General features: G+C 56.0%; 18 protein-coding genes. 6 read left to right on the top strand and 12 right to left on the bottom strand.

Annotated elements, in window-relative coordinates; translation table 11 throughout:
• Positions 1 to 5: 5 nt before the first annotated feature.
• Both KDX39_RS18200 and argF read right to left on the bottom strand, forming a co-directional pair.
• A complete protein-coding gene (locus tag KDX39_RS18200) occupies positions 6 to 1,082 on the bottom strand; it encodes an ABC transporter ATP-binding protein (protein ID WP_231661309.1) in 1,077 nt (358 codons plus the stop codon).
• On the bottom strand, positions 1,079 to 1,999 hold the full coding sequence (argF, locus tag KDX39_RS18205) for an ornithine carbamoyltransferase (RefSeq protein ID WP_231661310.1): 921 nt from the start codon (positions 1,997 to 1,999) through the stop codon (positions 1,079 to 1,081). The genes KDX39_RS18200 and argF overlap by 4 nt, the downstream gene beginning before the upstream one ends.
• 439 nt (positions 2,000 to 2,438) lie before the next feature.
• Here argF and KDX39_RS18210 point away from each other — a divergent pair, with 439 nt between their 5' ends.
• The 3 genes from KDX39_RS18210 (at position 2,439) to grxD (ending at position 5,389) form a co-directional block, all read left to right on the top strand.
• A complete protein-coding gene (locus KDX39_RS18210; protein ID WP_099226113.1) occupies positions 2,439 to 2,732 on the top strand; it encodes a hypothetical protein in 294 nt (97 codons plus the stop codon).
• Between the two features lie 133 nt (positions 2,733 to 2,865).
• A complete protein-coding gene (locus KDX39_RS18215) occupies positions 2,866 to 4,974 on the top strand; it encodes a molybdopterin oxidoreductase family protein (protein WP_231661311.1) in 2,109 nt (702 codons plus the stop codon).
• Between the two features lie 88 nt (positions 4,975 to 5,062).
• Complete coding sequence (gene grxD / locus KDX39_RS18220) at positions 5,063 to 5,389, top strand: Grx4 family monothiol glutaredoxin (protein ID WP_004881866.1); 327 nt, start codon at positions 5,063 to 5,065, stop codon at positions 5,387 to 5,389.
• Between the two features lie 115 nt (positions 5,390 to 5,504).
• Here grxD and bfr read toward each other — a convergent pair whose 3' ends face one another.
• The 4 genes from bfr to pyrC form a co-directional block, all read right to left on the bottom strand.
• Positions 5,505 to 5,975, bottom strand: a complete 471-nt coding sequence (bfr, locus tag KDX39_RS18225; protein WP_024686864.1) for a bacterioferritin — start codon at positions 5,973 to 5,975, stop codon at positions 5,505 to 5,507.
• 201 nt (positions 5,976 to 6,176) lie between these two features.
• A complete protein-coding gene (locus tag KDX39_RS18230) occupies positions 6,177 to 6,395 on the bottom strand; it encodes a bacterioferritin-associated ferredoxin (RefSeq protein WP_004881868.1) in 219 nt (72 codons plus the stop codon).
• A gap of 194 nt (positions 6,396 to 6,589) precedes the next feature.
• A complete protein-coding gene (gene rnt / locus KDX39_RS18235; RefSeq protein WP_004881869.1) occupies positions 6,590 to 7,270 on the bottom strand; it encodes a ribonuclease T in 681 nt (226 codons plus the stop codon).
• Positions 7,267 to 8,310, bottom strand: coding sequence for a dihydroorotase (gene pyrC, locus KDX39_RS18240; RefSeq protein WP_231661312.1), 1,044 nt, complete (start codon positions 8,308 to 8,310; stop codon positions 7,267 to 7,269). Before pyrC ends, rnt begins: the two co-directional genes overlap by 4 nt.
• Before the next feature lie 146 nt (positions 8,311 to 8,456).
• On the opposite strand from pyrC, the gene KDX39_RS18245 reads away from it, so the two are divergent.
• Together KDX39_RS18245 and KDX39_RS18250 are read left to right on the top strand one after the other, a co-directional pair.
• Positions 8,457 to 9,359: an OmpA family protein gene (locus tag KDX39_RS18245; RefSeq protein ID WP_029244610.1), complete on the top strand. Its 903-nt coding sequence runs from the start codon at positions 8,457 to 8,459 to the stop codon at positions 9,357 to 9,359.
• A gap of 132 nt (positions 9,360 to 9,491) precedes the next feature.
• Positions 9,492 to 10,709 (top strand): argininosuccinate synthase, encoded by a 1,218-nt coding sequence (locus KDX39_RS18250; RefSeq protein ID WP_004881872.1) that lies wholly within the window; start codon positions 9,492 to 9,494, stop codon positions 10,707 to 10,709.
• A gap of 80 nt (positions 10,710 to 10,789) precedes the next feature.
• Here KDX39_RS18250 and KDX39_RS18255 read toward each other — a convergent pair whose 3' ends face one another.
• From KDX39_RS18255 to KDX39_RS18265, 3 genes are all read right to left on the bottom strand, one after another.
• Positions 10,790 to 11,065 (bottom strand): hypothetical protein, encoded by a 276-nt coding sequence (locus tag KDX39_RS18255; protein WP_231661313.1) that lies wholly within the window; start codon positions 11,063 to 11,065, stop codon positions 10,790 to 10,792.
• Positions 11,066 to 11,274: 209 nt separating this feature from the next.
• On the bottom strand, positions 11,275 to 11,589 hold the full coding sequence (locus KDX39_RS18260) for a hypothetical protein (RefSeq protein ID WP_231661314.1): 315 nt from the start codon (positions 11,587 to 11,589) through the stop codon (positions 11,275 to 11,277).
• 265 nt (positions 11,590 to 11,854) lie between these two features.
• Positions 11,855 to 12,382 carry a hypothetical protein gene (locus KDX39_RS18265; protein ID WP_231661315.1) on the bottom strand — a complete coding sequence of 176 codons (528 nt, stop codon included), beginning with the start codon at positions 12,380 to 12,382 and terminating at the stop codon, positions 11,855 to 11,857.
• Between the two features lie 1,261 nt (positions 12,383 to 13,643).
• Between KDX39_RS18265 and KDX39_RS18270 the strand changes: the two genes are divergently transcribed.
• Positions 13,644 to 14,270 (top strand): response regulator transcription factor, encoded by a 627-nt coding sequence (locus KDX39_RS18270; RefSeq protein WP_231661316.1) that lies wholly within the window; start codon positions 13,644 to 13,646, stop codon positions 14,268 to 14,270.
• A gap of 148 nt (positions 14,271 to 14,418) precedes the next feature.
• Here the strand turns inward: KDX39_RS18270 and KDX39_RS18275 are convergent, their stop codons facing one another.
• The 3 genes from KDX39_RS18275 to rsxB form a co-directional block, all read right to left on the bottom strand.
• Positions 14,419 to 14,601: a PA3496 family putative envelope integrity protein gene (locus KDX39_RS18275; protein WP_231661317.1), complete on the bottom strand. Its 183-nt coding sequence runs from the start codon at positions 14,599 to 14,601 to the stop codon at positions 14,419 to 14,421.
• A gap of 105 nt (positions 14,602 to 14,706) precedes the next feature.
• On the bottom strand, positions 14,707 to 15,345 hold the full coding sequence (nth, locus tag KDX39_RS18280) for an endonuclease III (protein WP_099226106.1): 639 nt from the start codon (positions 15,343 to 15,345) through the stop codon (positions 14,707 to 14,709).
• A gap of 105 nt (positions 15,346 to 15,450) precedes the next feature.
• The gene (gene rsxB / locus KDX39_RS18285; RefSeq protein ID WP_231661318.1) at positions 15,451 to 16,491 is read right to left on the bottom strand and encodes an electron transport complex subunit RsxB; all 1,041 of its coding nucleotides are present in this window, start codon (positions 16,489 to 16,491) and stop codon (positions 15,451 to 15,453) included.
• Between the last annotated feature and the right edge of the window lie 76 nt (positions 16,492 to 16,567).

Raw genomic sequence — 16,567 nt, forward strand, 5'->3', positions numbered from 1 at the left:
GCCAATCAGCCGCTGACCGCGTGTGCAGCGACGCTGCCTGGGGCAGCAAACAGAACCAGATGATCGGCGGCGACCTGAATGCCGACCTGCTCGCCGGTCATGTGATCGGCGTGGCTGGGAAAGATCGCCTCGAGCTGGCTGCCGGTCGGCAACTGCAGGCGATACAGGGTTGAAGCGCCCTGAAAGATTCGACCGATGACCCGTGCTTTCAGCGCGCTTTGCGGTGCATGAACAATGTCGTCGGGGCGCAACAGCACGTCTACCGCGCTGCCTCTGACGCCCGGATAGGCCCGATTGCCGCGCAGCACACCCAGTTCGGTCTGTACCGATTCATGGTCGATCATCTGACCGCGAATGAAATACCCCTGGCCGATGAAGCTGGCGACAAATGGCGTCTGCGGCTCGTGGTACAGGTTGTAGGGAGTGTCCCACTGCTCCAGCCGGCCTTCCTTGAAAACGCCGACCTGATCGCTGACCGCGAACGCTTCCTCCTGATCGTGAGTCACCAGAATTGCACTGGTGCCGCGCGCCTTCAGGATGTCGCGCACCTCGTGACTCAAGCGCCTGCGCAACTCGCCATCCAGATTGGAAAACGGCTCATCGAGCAGCAACAACTGCGGCTCCGGTGCCAGTGCCCGGGCGAGCGCAACCCGCTGCTGTTGTCCGCCTGACAACGCGTGCGGATAGCGTTTGCCCAGCCCGGCGAGGTTGACCCGCTCCAGCAGCTCAGCCGTTACCTGCTCACGGCGCGGATGCTTGCGGATGCCGAACGCGATATTGTCAGCGACGCTCAGGTGCGGAAACAGGGCATAGTCCTGAAACACCATGCCGATCCGGCGCTTTTCCGGTGCCAGCGTCCAGCCTGGACGCGAGATCACTTCGCCCGCCAGCGTGATCTCGCCGGCATGGATCGGTTCGAAACCGGCAATTGCACGCAGTGTCGTCGTCTTGCCGCAGCCTGAGGAGCCCAGCAGGCAGCCGATGTCGCCTGCGTTGAGGTGCAGATTCAGGTCCTGCACCACACGCTGGTTGTCATAGCCGCACGCCAGATTGCGCAGGTTCAGCAGCAGGGCCTGACTCATGCCGGCTGACAGGACGGCGCGACGAGGAATTCCAGCAGCGCTTTCTGTGCGTGCAAACGGTTTTCCGCCTGATCCCACGCGACCGAGCGTGGATCGTCCAGCAGATCGACGCTGATTTCTTCACCCCGGTGTGCGGGCAGGCAGTGCATGAACAGCACGTCCTTATCCGCAAGGTCGAGCAGCGCGCGCGTCACCTGGAATGGTGCGAACAGGGCAATGCGCTTGGCCGTTTCCTCTTCCTGACCCATGGAGGTCCAGACATCGGTACTCACCAGGTGCGCGCCTTCGACTGCTGCCTTTGGGTCACGAACTATCGTCACGCGATCCCCGGCCAGCGCCATGAACTCGGGATTCGGCTCGTAACCCAGCGGGCAGGCGATGCGCAAATTGAAGTCGAACCGGATCGCCGCTTCTATATAACTGTTGCACATGTTGTTGCCGTCACCGATCCACGCCACGGTCTTGCCCTTGATCGAGCCACGATGCTCGAGGAAGGTCTGCATGTCGGCCAGCAACTGGCACGGATGCAGGTCATCGGACAAACCATTGATTACCGGCACACGGGAATTGGCAGCGAATTCGATCAGATTGCTATGGGCATAGGTACGGATCATGACCGCGTCGAGCATGCGCGACATGACCTTGGCGCTGTCGGCAATCGGCTCACCACGCCCCAGTTGCGTGTCGCGATGGGACAAAAAGATGGCCTGGCCGCCCAGCTGAATCATGCCGGCTTCGAAAGAAAGACGGGTACGAGTCGAGGATTTTTCAAAAATCATCCCCAGCACCCTGTTCTTCAGGGGTTCAAAAAGCACGCCGCGATTTCGCAGGTCTTTGAGCTCTACGCCACGACGGATCAAGCCCAGCAGTTCGTCTGGGGTGTAATCCATCATCGAGAGAAAGTGCCTGGCGTTCATGATTAACTACCTTTTTTGCAACAGACCGCAGTGTTTCAAAGCCGGGTTTTATCGAGAAAACGGGCGAACATTGCGGAGAAAGCCGCACGAGGCGACGAATAAGGGAGGCGCGATAGTATAAAAAAATGTCGCGTCTTACCAATAGCTTGCTTGATTTCGAATGGCGGTCTGAATCCGGTGACCGGTCTTCAGGCCGTATAGTAATTCTCGCATCGCGCTAAAAAGTGACTACTCTGAAGCAGGCCTTTAGCCATTACTGTGCTATTCAAAGGCAGCATTTGTACACTGCCCAAAGCGGGCTTGGCAATTAGTACCAATCCTGCAACAGTCCGGTCGCGAATGCGACGTGCTTCACGCGCTTGAAACAATGACCGTTTCCTAAACAACGGCCTTAGGTTATAAAGCCTCGTTGATATCATCATTGATCGGGAGATCGGGAATGGACTCTAAAGAGCGTCAACTAACGGAATTGCTCGGGCTGACCGCCCGCACCTTGACCCACCTCACCGCATCCATGACCTCCATGTCCTTTGAACTGCTGCGCAGCGAAGACGAAGTCACGCGCACTGCCGGACGACGCATGATTGATCGCATGGCCACCATCAGCTCGGGGCTCGATGAGCACTGGCGTCTGATCGGCGACCTGACCGGCGTGCACATGGCTCAGGAGCAGATCGAAACCGTGACCGAAATCCAGTTGCAGCGCAAGGTGGTCACACCCATCGGCAGCTGACTGACAGCGTACATCCGTCGGCCTGATGGGCCTTGATTCATGATGCGAAGCCGGGTGGCGAAGGTCTTCGTCACGCACCATAGTGATTGTTCCGCAATCGATCGGATTGCCACGACACCACTATGAGGCTGCGATGACTCGGACTGAACACCACCGTGCCTGTCATCTGTGTGAGGCCATTTGCGGCCTGACCATCGAAACCACGCTTGAACCTGACGCGACGCGCAGAATCACTTCGATAAAGGGGGATCCGCTCGACAATTTCAGCCGCGGCCACATTTGCCCCAAAGCCGTGGCGCTGCAAGATATCCAGACCGACCCTGATCGTCTGCGCCAGCCCATGCTGCGTTCAGGTGATCAATGGCAGCCGATTGCCTGGCAGGACGCGTTCGACCTGGTGGCCGAGCGATTGGCGGCCCTCCAGCAGCGCGAGGGTCAGAACGCCGAGGCGGTCTATCAGGGCAACCCCAGCGTTCACAATTATGGGTTGATGACCCACAGCAATTACTTTCTCGGCCTTCTCAAGACGCGCAATCGCTTTTCCGCAACGTCTGTGGACCAGTTGCCTCATCACCTGACCAGCTTTCTGATGTACGGCCACGGCATGTTGCTGCCGATTCCGGACATCGATCACACCGATTTCATGCTGATTCTGGGCGGCAACCCGTTGGCTTCAAACGGCAGCATCATGACTGTCCCCGACGTTGAAAAACGTCTGAAGGCCATACAGAAGCGTGGCGGAAAGGTCGTGGTTGTCGACCCGCGACGCAGCGAGACCGCCGCCATTGCCGATCAGCATCTGTTCGTACGCCCCGGTGGAGACGCCGCTCTGCTGTTCGGGCTGCTTCATACGCTGTTTGACGAAGGGCTGGCCCGCGGCAGCCATTTGCCTGTCGATGGACTCGATCAGGTGCGTGCGGGCATTGCCGATTTCAGCGCTGAAGCCATGAGTCCGCGTTGTGGCATCACCGCGCAGGAAATCCGCCAGTTGGCCAGGGATTTCGCGGCAGCCGACAAGGCTGTCTGTTATGGCCGCATGGGAATTTCCACCCAGGCATTTGGTACGTTGTGTCACTGGCTGGTGCAGCTTATCAACCTGGTAACCGGCAACCTTGATCGTGTCGGCGGCGTGCTCTGCACCCAGCCGGCGGTGGATATCGTAGGCTCTACGTCTGGTGGTCATTTCAATCGCTGGCAGAGTCGCGTGTCGGGCTTGCCCGAATACTCCGGTGAATTGCCGGTTTCGGCGCTTGCTGAAGAAATGCTTCATGAAGGGGAAGGGCGCGTGCGTGCGCTGGTGACGGTTGCAGGTAACCCTGTGCTGTCGACGCCGAATGGACGTCAGCTTGAAAAAGCCCTTGAAGGGCTGGAGTTCATGGTCAGCATCGACCTGTACATCAATGAAACCACGCGCTATGCCAACCTGATCCTGCCGTCCACGTCGGCGCTGGAAAACGATCACTACGACACCACGTTCAATACCCTGGCAGTGCGTAACGTCACCCGCTTCAATCGAGCGATCTTCGACAAACCCGAAGGCGCGCTGCATGACTGGGAAATCTTCGTCGGCCTGGCCAAGGCATTTGCCGCCAAAACGCAGAAAGACCTGAAACCGACCCTGTCACCCGCACAGATGATCGATCATGGCCTGCGCAACGGGCGTTACGGCGATGCGTCCGCGCACAAGCTCTCGCTGGCGACCCTGGACAATCATCCGCACGGCCTTGACCTGGGGGCGCTGCAACCGAGCCTCAGCGAGCGCCTGAAGACGGTCAACGGCCATGTTCAGGCAGCGCCCGACGTCATCATGGCCGACCTGGCCCGCTTCAGAGCCGCCCTCGAGCCGCAGTCGGACCAATTGCTGCTTATCGGGCGTCGCCACGTACGCAGCAACAACTCCTGGATGCACAATTACCATCGGCTGGTGAAGGGCAAGCCGCGTCATCAGTTATTGATGCATCCCGATGATCTGAGCAGTCGTGGTCTGAGCGACGGGCAGCAGGTGCGTGTCAGTTCACGGGTTGGCATGATCGAGGTTGAGGTCGTGGGCAGCCTGGACATGATGCGCGGTGTGGTCAGCCTGCCTCACGGCTGGGGTCATGCACGTGCCGGCGTGCGCATGGAGATTGCGCAGAGCCAGCCCGGTGTCAGCGCCAATGACCTGACTGACGAACGTCAGCTCGATGCGCTTTCCGGTAACGCGGCGCTGAACGGCGTGCCGGTACAGGTCGCTGCGTGTTGAGGTTCAAGACAGAGCGTCTCAGTCGGGATTCCGTTACAATGCGCCACCGTGCCGACAACTGAGTCGGAAAATTCAGCCGAGGTGCTTCATGGATATCATCGAAACGATCAAAGAGCAGATTGCCAACAATACCATTCTGCTTTACATGAAAGGCGCTCCAAACGCGCCACAGTGCGGCTTTTCGGCCAAGGCTTCCCAGGCATTGATGGCGTGCGGCGAAAAGTTTGCCTACGTCGACATCCTGCAGAACCCCGAAATACGCGCCAACCTGCCCAAGTACGCCAACTGGCCGACCTTTCCACAGCTGTGGGTTGCCGGTGAACTGGTTGGCGGCAGCGACATCATCACCGAGATGATGGCTGACGGCTCGCTTCAAGAGCTGGTCAAGACTGCATCGGCCGCCAAGGCCGAGTAAGACGGTGATGTGATGGATCGGTAGCAGGACGCCGGTTCATCAAGCCGTTCTGCAGACAGGAAAAAGCCCGCTCTCCAATGGAGGCGGGCTTTTTTCGTATCAGCGGATCGACGTGTCAGTCGCCCATCTGCGACTGCAGGTAATTTTCGATACCCACCTTGTCGATCAGACCCAGCTGCGTTTCCAGCCAGTCGATGTGTTCTTCCTCGGACTCGAGGATATCTTCCAGCAGCTCACGGCTGCCGAAGTCACCGACGGTCTCGAAATGGGCGATGGCCGCTTTCAGGTCAGCCAGACCTTTCTGCTCAATCTTCAGGTCGCACTCGAGCATTTCCTTGGTGTGTTCACCGATCAGGATCTTGCCAAGGTCCTGCAGGTTAGGCAGGCCTTCGAGAAACAGGATGCGCTTGATGATCTTGTCCGCATGCTTCATCTCGTCGATGGACTCATGGTACTCGTGCGCGCCGAGCTTTTTCAGACCCCAGTCTTCGTACATGCGTGCATGCAGAAAATACTGGTTGATGGCGACCAGCTCGTTTCCGAGGATCTTGTTGAGATGCTGGATGACTGTAATGTCGCCTTTCATGTTCGTGGTCCTGCCTGTGGCTTGTATATATAAGCCGCGAGTGTGAGCTGCACGCGAATGTCTGTCAAACCTAAGTTATTGAATAATAAGTGAATTTAAATAGGAATAAGAATGTTTGAGTTCCGCATCTTGACGCTAAGCGCTTGAATTACAGGCATAAAAAAACCGGACATCAAGTCCGGTTCTTCGAAATGGGGTAATTCAGGCCGCAGTAAATTCTGTCGTATAGGCCAGTGCAGCATGGCTGCTTTGAAGCTCGGTCAGGGTGTCACGCACCACTTCCTTTGCCAGGCAGGCACATTTTCCACATTTACTTGCAACACCCAGCGTCTCGCGAACTTCGCGATAACTGCAGCAGCCCTCCAGAATTGCTTCCCGGATTTGACCGTCAGTAACACCTTGGCAGAGACAAACATACATAAGCTATGGACCATCGCTGGTTTATGGCTGGGTGATCCGGAGCTTAATGGTAATGAGAATGCTTGTCAAAACTGTTTTGGGTTCGATTCAGGTGGGGCGATGAGTGGTAAAACCTCAATGAAAATCCCGTGTTTTCCGCATGGCGGTCATGAAAAAACCGGCACTGGGCCGGTCTGTTCATGAGCAGGGTGGACTCAGTCGTCGAAGTCTTCCCAGCCGCCCATTTCCTTCCAGCGGTTGACGATGCCGCAGAACAGTTCAGCCGTCTTTTCCGTGTCGTAGCGGGCCGAGTGGGCCTCGCGGCCATCGAAGTCGATACCGGCAGCCTGGCAGGCTTTTGCCAGCACGGTCTGACCGTAGGCAAGGCCTGCAAGTGTTGCTGTGTCGAAGCTTGAGAACGGGTGAAACGGGTTGCGTTTCATGTCCAGGCGAGCGACGGCTGCGTTGAGGAAACCCAGGTCGAAGCTGGCGTTATGGCCGACCAGCACCGCGCGCTTGCAGCCGTTGGCCTTGAGGGCCTTGCGCACGCCACGAAAGATATCGTTCAGCGCGGTTTCTTCGCTGACCGCCATGCGTAGCGGGTGATCGAGCTTGATGCCGGTGAACTCCAGCGCAGCCGCTTCGATGTTCGCGCCCTCGAAGGGCTCGACACGGAAGAAATGGGTGTGCTCCGGGAACACGAAGCCTCTCTCATCCATGCCAATGGTGACTGCCGCAATTTCCAGCAGCGCATCGGTAGCCGAATTGAAGCCACCGGTTTCTACGTCGATGACGACCGGCAGGTAGCCGCGAAAGCGCGCCGCCATCGGATGGCGCGATCCAACACCGCCGCCACCGTGGCCTTCCGGTTCGTCGTCGAAATGATCTTCACTCACGCGTTTTCCTCCAGGCGCCAGTGCAGTTTTTCACCTGCACGCAGCGGAATTACGGACAACTCGCCAAACGGCAGGCTGGCAGGGGCGGTCCACTCCTCACGCACCAGCGTGATGGTGTCCTGGTTGGCTGGCAGGCCGTAGAACGCCGGACCGTGAAGGCTGGCGAAGCCCTCCAGTTTGTCCAGCGCATTACGTTGCTCGAAGGCTTCTGCGTACATCTCGATAGCTGCGTAAGCCGTGTAGCAACCGGCGCAGCCGCATGCGGCTTCCTTGGCGTGTTGCGTATGCGGCGCGGAATCGGTGCCCAGGAAGAACTTGCCGTTGCCACTGGTGGCGGCATCCAGCAGGGATGTCTGGTGGGTGTTGCGCTTGAGGATCGGCAGGCAATAGAAGTGCGGGCGAATACCGCCGACCAGCATGTGATTGCGGTTATAAAGCAGGTGATGCGCAGTGATGGTCGCCGCGACGTTGGCCGATGCTTCATTAACGAACTGCACGGCGTCGCCGGTGGTGATGTGTTCGAAGACCACTTTCAGTGTCGGGAAACGCTCGACGACGCGACGCAGGTGCTCGTCGATGAAGACTTTTTCGCGATCAAACACGTCGATCTCGCCACGCGTGACCTCACCGTGCACCAGCAGCAGCATGCCGACTTCGGCCATGGCTTCAAGGGCAGGCAAGATCCTGTCGATGCTGGTCACACCCGAATCGGAGTTTGTCGTGGCGCCAGCCGGATACAGCTTGGCGGCATGGACAAAACCGCTGGCCTTGGCCGTACGAATGTCCTCGGGCGTTGTCTGGTCGGTGAGATAAAGCACCATCAACGGCTCGAAGCGGCTGCCGGCCGGGCGTGCAGCGAGAATGCGCTGGCGATAGGCATCGGCCTGCTGCGCATTGCGAACAGGCGGCACGAGGTTGGGCATGATGATTGCGCGGCCAAAGGTGCGCGCTACGTCAGCGACGGTATGGGGCAAAACAGCTCCGTCACGGAGATGGATGTGCCAGTCGTCGGGACGCAGAAGGGTCAGGCGGTCAGACATTGGGGATTCCAGGCGGGTCAAACTCGCAGGGAATGCTACCGGAAAAGACTCTCTCAGGCACTCGCTATCAAGTTTTGTAGGAAGTTACCGATAGCCCGACATAGAAACCGTGTTTCGTTTCGCGATCATTTCAAGTGGAGCCTCCCGTGCGCCAGCGATATCTAGCCCTGCTCAGTGTGTTCGCCAGTCTTCCAGCGATGGCGATCAATTTCCAGACACGTCTGGAAAGCATCGAATGGAAAGTCGAGGGCGATCAGTTCGAGTGCCGTCTGACTCAGCCCATTACCGATTTCGGCGTGGGTGAGTTCGTGCGTCGCGCGGGTGAGCAGGCGACGTTCCGGCTCAAGGCTTCCTACAACATGCTCGGTAACGGTTCCGCCACGCTGCTGGCTGCTGCAGCACCCTGGCAGCCGGGCCGTGGCGATATCAATCTGGGCTCTGTGCGAGTCAGCAATGGCGAAATACCGTTCAACACCTCTCACGCTCAGGCCGGACGTCTGATCAACGGCCTGATGGAAGGGCGCACGCCGCTGATCCGTCATTATTCCCGTGACGGCGGGCAGATGGAGGTGCGTCTGCTGCCGGTCAAGTTCAGCAAGGCATTCACTGAATATCAGGCCTGTACTGCCAAGCTGTTGCCCATGAATTTCGATCAGGTCAAACAGGCCGAAGTCGGCTTTCCTGGCGGCGGCATTGAACTGGATGCTGCCGCGAAAGCGAGGCTGGACAACATGGTCGCCTATTTGAAGGCAGACCCGACGGTCAATCACGTCGAGTTGGATGGTCATTCGGACAACAGCGGCAATCGTCTGACCAACCGTGACCTGTCACGTCGACGCGCACTGGCAGTCATGGACTACCTGAAAGCCCAGGGTATTCCGGAGCAACAGATAACCCTGCGTTTTCACGGCGAGCGTTATCCGCTTGCACCTAACACCAATAATGCCAACCGCGCCCGCAACCGTCGTGTGAACGTGCACCTTGAGCGTGTTGCACCTGAAGAGCGGCCGGTTCCCGTGGCCTCGGCAAGCGCTGCACACACGTCCTGATACACCGCTGCTGACTGTCGCGAGGCTGACAAAACCTGTCGCCTCGTCGTCACAAGCTGTCGCGCCCCTGTAAATTTCCTGCTTTGAACGGTAGAATCGTCGGTTTTCCGTACAACGCGGTGGAGTGATGGCATGGCGGACGTAAACAAGGTAGTTCTCGCGTATTCCGGTGGTCTGGATACTTCGGTAATCCTCAAGTGGCTGCAGGACACGTACAACTGCGAAGTGGTGACTTTCACGGCTGATCTGGGTCAGGGCGAGGAAGTCGAGCCGGCACGCGCCAAGGCACAGGCCATGGGCGTCAAGGAAATCTACATCGACGACCTGCGCGAAGAGTTCGTTCGCGATTTCGTATTCCCGATGTTCCGTGCCAACACCGTTTATGAAGGTGAGTACCTGCTGGGTACTTCCATCGCCCGTCCGCTGATCGCCAAGCGTCTGATCGAAATTGCCAACGAAACCGGCGCCGACGCCATTTCCCACGGCGCAACCGGTAAAGGCAACGATCAGGTGCGTTTCGAGCTGGGTGCCTACGCACTGAAGCCAGGCGTGAAAGTGATCGCCCCATGGCGCGAATGGGACCTGCTGTCGCGCGAGAAGCTGATGGACTACGCCGAGAAGCATGGCATTCCGATCGAACGTCACGGCAAGAAAAAGTCCCCGTACTCCATGGACGCCAACCTGCTGCACATCTCCTATGAGGGTGGTGTGCTGGAAGACACCTGGACCGAGCACGAAGAAGACATGTGGCGTTGGACCAAGTCCCCGGAGGACGCGCCAAACGTCGCGACCTATCTGGAACTGACCTACCGCAACGGCGACATCGTCGCGCTGGACGGCGTTGAGATGACGCCGGCAACCGTACTCGCGACGCTGAACCGCATTGGTGGCGAAAACGGTATCGGTCGTCTGGATATCGTGGAAAACCGTTACGTGGGCATGAAGTCCCGTGGCTGCTACGAAACCCCTGGCGGCACCATCATGCTGCGCGCTCACCGCGCGATTGAATCGATCACGCTGGACCGCGAAGTCGCTCACCTCAAGGATGAGCTGATGGCCAAGTACGCAAGCCTGATCTACACCGGTTACTGGTGGAGCCCGGAGCGTCTGATGCTGCAACAGATGATCGACGCGTCTCAGGCTCATGTGAATGGCGTCGTGCGCCTGAAGCTTTACAAGGGCAACGTGATTGTCACCGGCCGCAAGTCCGATGACTCGCTGTTCGACGCGAACATCGCGACGTTTGAAGATGACGCTGGCGCGTATGATCAGGCTGACGCTGCAGGCTTCATCAAGCTCAACGCTCTGCGGATGCGCATCGCTGCAAACAAGGGCCGTAAACTGTTCTGATTCGGTTCCTCGCTTGAAAATGCAGCCCTGCCAAGGGCTGCATTCACATATTTTTTCAAATGATCAGGCCGTGCAGGCACTCAGTGCCTTGTCTCTTGCGTTTGTCGTGCATTCCCTTTGCTGGTTTCACAGGATGTTTTTTGTCTGACCTTGTGGCTTTCTGAAAGCACATGAGGCGAATTCAAAAAATTGATCAGCTCCCTTTTCTTTAGGCTGTAACGATTAAGCAGTGTGGAAAGCTTACGTTCCAACTCTAATTCGTCTCTCAGTCGATGGTCATTTCTGAGCAGTTCAAATTTTTGCAGTTGCTCGTTGAGTTTCTTTTCGATTGCTCGGTACTCTTTTAATGTCGACATGGTCTATTCCATTTCAGTTGAGTGTGAATCCGTTCGAGTGCCTGCAGGTGGTACATGTCTGTTTCGCATCTCCCTGTGCAGGCCGTCAAATAACCGTAGTCCTGTTTTCAGACGCACGCGACGTCGCCCATTCGTAAACAATCGCGCCCACTGAATGAGGCGTGTTTGAAGCAATGTGTCTGTTCGGCGTCAAGGGGTTATGCGGTCTGTCATACGTCATCATCAGTGGGCTTGTAGTGCGGTGTGCTGGCAGGTTTATCACAGCGCGTACAGAACATGCATTCATCTGGGCGCTTGTTAGTATTAGCGGAACGGAACGGAGGATAAAGCGCCTCGCGGTTAAAGTTAAGGGTCAAAAAGAACAGGGCAACCAGTGATGAAGGAAAGATAATCAAAAACCAGACATACCGCTGCCGATCCTCATTATCCAGATAAGGCAGTACAGCGGTAGCCGAGGCTTCCGAGAGTCCGGCAAATAATGCAATGATGCCGATAGGGTTCATGAGTCGGACCAAAAGGGGCATGAGTAATTTTCCTTTAACAGGCGTGCATGCAGATGGGTAATGGCTGGATGACCGTCATTTTCTTTTCAGGGGCGAGCCTGGGTCTTTGCCATTCGAATTAATGCACTTCACATTTCGTGTGTTCAAAACGTCTCGCCGTGTGCGTGAGAGGTGTATGCCATTGTTCAGTCTGCCATTACCCTTGTCAGCGCACTGACGGGTGTATTTCTACAACGACACATCTTCAAGGCCGCGCGGGCAGGGCCTGTGCCGTGGCTGGGGCCATCTAGGGTATGTCCGTGTTGCGTACCTGCCTTAATTCGAGTCGATAGGCTTTACCGATGTTCCAGACCTGACGCAGACTCAAATCAAGAACCTGCGCAATCTCGGACGCGGTATAGCCCAGGCTTGAATAGTGCATGACATGACCGGCGACCCTGTCATCGATATCGATTGCTCCATGTCGCCTTTCACGTTCCATGTGTTCGACGGGACGGCTGCAATGTATTCTCACGCCATGATCAATGGCCAACTTGCGTATGTCTTTCCTGTTCATCCTGAGGGAATACTGGAGCGCAGAAAATCCAGCGCCTTTGGCGACCAGACTTTTCAACAGTTCCACTTTGGAAATGACCTCTGCTTCAGTCTCCCTGAGGGTATCAATGTTAGCGTTCACGACGCCTGCAGCGTCTGCTGTTTCATCGTCAGGTATCACCGCAATCACGCCGCCGTTGGCGACAAATGCTTCCACTGCCGAAATCAAATCAATATAGGTAGGGTCTTTGGACGTGGAGCGTGAAAAATTTTTGTTCATGGTAGATCCTTTTTTGAACAGGGCTATCCACAGGGCGGCCCCAGCGAGTTGTCAGGCTCATGGTGATGTCGTCAAACAGCCGATGGGGTGGAAGGGCCCTGTCCATGTTGCCCAATTGTTTTCAGCTTTTAATAAACAGAATTCATATATTTAGTCTGGTCTCATTAATGGGGTGTTCGAAGTGCGCATGAGTAGTGCAGTCGCTCGGCAGTCCTGTTAATGAGTTTGCTCTTAAAAAAGTAACGACTGGTAATAGGATTTGCAAGTGAAAAAGCGGTGACTTACATGAAACAACTTAGGTGTCTGGTCGGTGTCTTACATGTATTTCGATGCCGTCTGTTAGTTTTGTAGTATTTTTCCTCTTCGACGATTTTGCTATGGCTTTGTGCGCAGATATAGTATTAGCTTTCTGTCGGATGAGCTGTTTTTTGGTGTGGCAGGCGAAAAAGGCACTAAAGTTTTTGTAAGAAATAGCGATAGTGTCTGGTTATGTGATTTACTGTCATGCGTCAGGAAAATACGTGAGTTTCAGGATCAGAACGAATGTGGAAGAGGGTATACAAATTTGTAGGAAATTTCTGATTTTTTTGGAGGTTTGCTCTTTAAACAAATATATATACAAAAGGATTATTTTTTTTGTGTAATTTTTAATTGAAGCCAGACGTTGGTTTGACGGTAAGGGAAAGCGTCGCGGATCAGAACTCAAAGACTGAATATTCTTGTTACATCCGGCCTCCTTGCTTCCATTCGCAGGTCACTTTGGTTCGGGTATCGGAAACAGCTGCTATCGTCATGCATGATATCCGCGGCCGTTAAAGGCTCTGCACGTTGCAAGCGTTACCTTTTTAGAAGGCAAAAATCTAAGGAGAAGTACGTCTGCCACCATCGGTGATGGCACTGCGCTCGCTCAAGGGCGTTCACTCTACAGCGATCCGCATGGATGGATTGGTTTTAATTGAAGTGGCTGTCAGGTCAGTGATGAATCGATTAATGATCGGGTTCGCTACAAATTCTGTCCGGTATGCAGTTGCTCTAATCCACTGCCCCGGGTAGTCATACTGTTATCGAATTCCGATAAGGAAGGCTCTGTGAAAAAGACAAGAAAGAGCTCGTTCGTCTCGAGTTTTGTAGGAATATTCCTCAGTAAATGTATGAACGGTCTTTGGGTGTTGGTCCTCGGGGGGGAGCGTCATGCAAAGCACTAAACGACTAAGCTATTGTGCTGACTCTGAAAATTCGAATAGCGAAAATTGGACTGCCCATGAATAAAGTGCTGATCGTGGATGATCATCCTGTCATTCGCCTTGCTGTACGCATGCTGATGGAGCGTCATGGCTATGAGGTCATTGCGGAGACAGACAATGGAGTGGACGCACTGCAACTGGCCCGTGAGCATTTGCCTGATATTGTCATCCTCGACATAGGCATCCCCAAGCTCGATGGCCTTGAAGTCATCGCTCGTCTGTCGGCCATGACCCTGCCGTTCAAAGTCCTGATCCTGACGTCACAGGCTCCCGGCCACTTTTCCATGCGTTGCATGCAGGCAGGTGCCGCTGGCTATGTGTGCAAGCAGCAGGACCTTACCGAGTTGTTGAGTGCCATCAAGGCAGTGTTATCGGGCTACAGCTATTTCCCCAACCAGGCACTGCACACGGTTCGATCCAGCATGGGCAACGCCAGTGAGTCGGAAATGGTTGATCGCCTCTCCGGGCGTGAAATGATGGTGTTGCAGCAGTTGGCGAGAGGCAAGACCAACAAGGAAATTGTCGATGGCATGTTTCTGAGCAACAAGACCGTGAGTACCTACAAGACCCGGCTGCTGCTCAAGCTCAATGCGCATTCACTTGTCGATCTGATCGAACTGGCGCAACGGAATGGACTGGTATGAGCGGGAGCAGAATGGAAATCTGGAGGATAGTGCCAGCAGAAACAGAGCGTTGACTGCGATCGGGAATTCGCGGAATAAAGCCTCTCCTGGCGAGGGGCTTTCGCGCCATTGGGTTGAGTCCGGCAGGTTCTTCTGCCTGATACGGGCGCTACAGATCGAAATCGTAATCCGCCAGCTGTTTTTGCAAGCGACGTTCTTCCAGAAGATTATCGATAGTGCGCCGCTTGCTCAAATTGGTCTTCGCCGGTTCAGCGGCAACCTGCTCGACCTCATCCGGGTCGACCGCGACAAAATCATCATCGACATCTAATTGCTCTTTGCCAGAACTCATGAAGTGGCTCCAGGATTCGACTGCACTGGCGCACCTTATATCGACAAAGCTGTGGCGGGTAAAAAAGATTTTTTCAATCGATCAACCTGCCTGAGTCTATTTGAGTCAATCGTCAGAGGTTTTGAATTTGTAGTCGCAAAGGTCTTCAATGCGGCAGCTCCCGCAGCGGGGCTTGCGCGCCTGACACACGTAGCGGCCATGCAGTATCAACCAATGATGCGCATCCAGCAGGTAATGCCTGGGCACAAACTTCATCAGTTGCTTTTCGACCTCGACAACGTTCTTGCCGGGCGCGATGCCGGTTCGGTTGCTGACCCGAAAAATATGCGTATCGACGGCCATGGCCATTTGGCGGAATGCGGTGTTGAGTACAACGTTGGCGGTCTTGCGCCCTACACCGGGTAACGCTTCAAGCGCTTCGCGGGTTTCGGGGACTTCACCGTTGTGCCGTTCCATGAGCAGACGGCAGGTTTCAATGACGTTTTTGGCCTTGCTGTTATACAGGCCAATCGTCTTGATGTATTCGGACAGCCCTTCGACGCCCAGCGCGTGAATCGCCTGCGGTGTGTTTGCCACTGGGTACAGCCGTGCAGTCGCCTTGTTGACGCTCACGTCGGTTGCCTGTGCAGAAAGAATCACCGATATCAGCAATTCGAATGGCGTGGTGTAGGCCAGCTCGGTTTTGGGGTCCGGGTTGTCCTCGTGGAGCCTGCGGAAAATTTCCAGGCGTTTTGCGGCATTCATGGGCGAAGCGTTTCCTTGGGGCAGGTCATAAGGTCAGCACGGATGTCGGGACGGTAATGTGCCACTGTAGTGCTCCAGTTGCCAAACAAGCACATACCTTCTGTTTCAGGCCGATGAATCCTGAGCGTTGGCGAGCGCCTGCTCTGCGGCCTCGAGGGTTTGAGCGGCAAGCGTGACCGCTTCTTCCAGGCTTGCCAGTTGCTCTGGCTGAGCGTTGGCTGCCTGCGCTTTCTTGAGGTTGGCATGGGCCATCGCCTGCTGGATTTTGGCACGTTTGACCGCGCCTGCATCGGGCTTCGCTATCGGCCGGGCGGGTGTGACGTTCGATGTCGACAAAAGCTTTTGCAGCGCCCGCTCTGCGGCTTCGTATTCCTGCTGCAGCACCACGAGGCGTGCTGCTTGTTCGGCGACAGGCGGATGACCGAAAGCCTTGAGGGATTTGTTCAATTGCGCACGACTCATGGCAACGGCGGCTCGTGCCTTTTTGAGTGCTTCATCGCCTGTGCCTGTTTTGTTGGTCTGCACCCTTTGCAATGCAGCGACGGATGCCGCTGATCCTGACGAAGACTTCTGTGACCTCGCCAGCCGCTCTGCATGCCTTCGCTCCTGCTCGCGCTGCAACCGGGCATTGCGCGACTCGAATCGCTGGCGAGCGTGATCACGCTTGAGCAGACGAGCCTGTTGCTGCCGCGCATCAAGCTCCACGTCGCCCACGATCGGAATGACAGCCAACGGTTTTACCTGCGCTACAGGCAATGGATGCATTTCAATGCAGTCCACAGGGCAGGGCGCCACACACAAATCGCACCCGGTGCATTCGTCGATGATCACGGTGTGCATCAGTTTGGCGGCACCGACGATGGCGTCGACCGGGCAGGCCTGAATACATTTGGTGCAGCCAATGCACTCGGCTTCGCGAATGAAGGCGACCTGAGCGGGTGCCGATCCACGCTCGGTGTCCAGCGGCAAGACGGGCACTGCCAGCAGATTGGCCAATTGAGCGATGGTCTCGTCGCCACCGGGTGGGCATTTGTTGATGGCCTCACCATTGGCGATGCCTTGCGCATAAGGCTTGCAACCGGGGTGCCCGCACTTGCCGCACTGCGTCTGTGGAAGGAGGGAGTCAATGTGCTGGATCAGGTTCATGCGCTTGCCAATAGGAACAGGCTGTGGCCGGTAGGCGTCAGGGGGATCATTCTTGCGGATATGCAAAAGCCCGGCA

The organism is Pseudomonas sp. CDFA 610 (assembly GCF_021147865.1).
Classification (GTDB): domain Bacteria; phylum Pseudomonadota; class Gammaproteobacteria; order Pseudomonadales; family Pseudomonadaceae; genus Aquipseudomonas; species Aquipseudomonas alliivorans.

Coding starts and splice junctions, on each gene's coding strand:
- KDX39_RS18200 (WP_231661309.1), bottom strand. CDS start 1,082: ATGAGTCAGGCCCTGCTGCTGAACCTGCGCAATCTGGCGTGCGGCTAT.
- argF (WP_231661310.1), bottom strand. CDS start 1,999: ATGAACGCCAGGCACTTTCTCTCGATGATGGATTACACCCCAGACGAA.
- KDX39_RS18210 (WP_099226113.1), top strand. CDS start 2,439: ATGGACTCTAAAGAGCGTCAACTAACGGAATTGCTCGGGCTGACCGCC.
- KDX39_RS18215 (WP_231661311.1), top strand. CDS start 2,866: ATGACTCGGACTGAACACCACCGTGCCTGTCATCTGTGTGAGGCCATT.
- grxD (WP_004881866.1), top strand. CDS start 5,063: ATGGATATCATCGAAACGATCAAAGAGCAGATTGCCAACAATACCATT.
- bfr (WP_024686864.1), bottom strand. CDS start 5,975: ATGAAAGGCGACATTACAGTCATCCAGCATCTCAACAAGATCCTCGGA.
- KDX39_RS18230 (WP_004881868.1), bottom strand. CDS start 6,395: ATGTATGTTTGTCTCTGCCAAGGTGTTACTGACGGTCAAATCCGGGAA.
- pyrC (WP_231661312.1), bottom strand. CDS start 8,310: ATGTCTGACCGCCTGACCCTTCTGCGTCCCGACGACTGGCACATCCAT.
- KDX39_RS18250 (WP_004881872.1), top strand. CDS start 9,492: ATGGCGGACGTAAACAAGGTAGTTCTCGCGTATTCCGGTGGTCTGGAT.
- KDX39_RS18255 (WP_231661313.1), bottom strand. CDS start 11,065: ATGTCGACATTAAAAGAGTACCGAGCAATCGAAAAGAAACTCAACGAG.
- KDX39_RS18260 (WP_231661314.1), bottom strand. CDS start 11,589: ATGCCCCTTTTGGTCCGACTCATGAACCCTATCGGCATCATTGCATTA.
- KDX39_RS18265 (WP_231661315.1), bottom strand. CDS start 12,382: ATGAACAAAAATTTTTCACGCTCCACGTCCAAAGACCCTACCTATATT.
- KDX39_RS18270 (WP_231661316.1), top strand. CDS start 13,644: ATGAATAAAGTGCTGATCGTGGATGATCATCCTGTCATTCGCCTTGCT.
- KDX39_RS18275 (WP_231661317.1), bottom strand. CDS start 14,601: ATGAGTTCTGGCAAAGAGCAATTAGATGTCGATGATGATTTTGTCGCG.
- nth (WP_099226106.1), bottom strand. CDS start 15,345: ATGAATGCCGCAAAACGCCTGGAAATTTTCCGCAGGCTCCACGAGGAC.
- rsxB (WP_231661318.1), bottom strand. CDS start 16,491: ATGAACCTGATCCAGCACATTGACTCCCTCCTTCCACAGACGCAGTGC.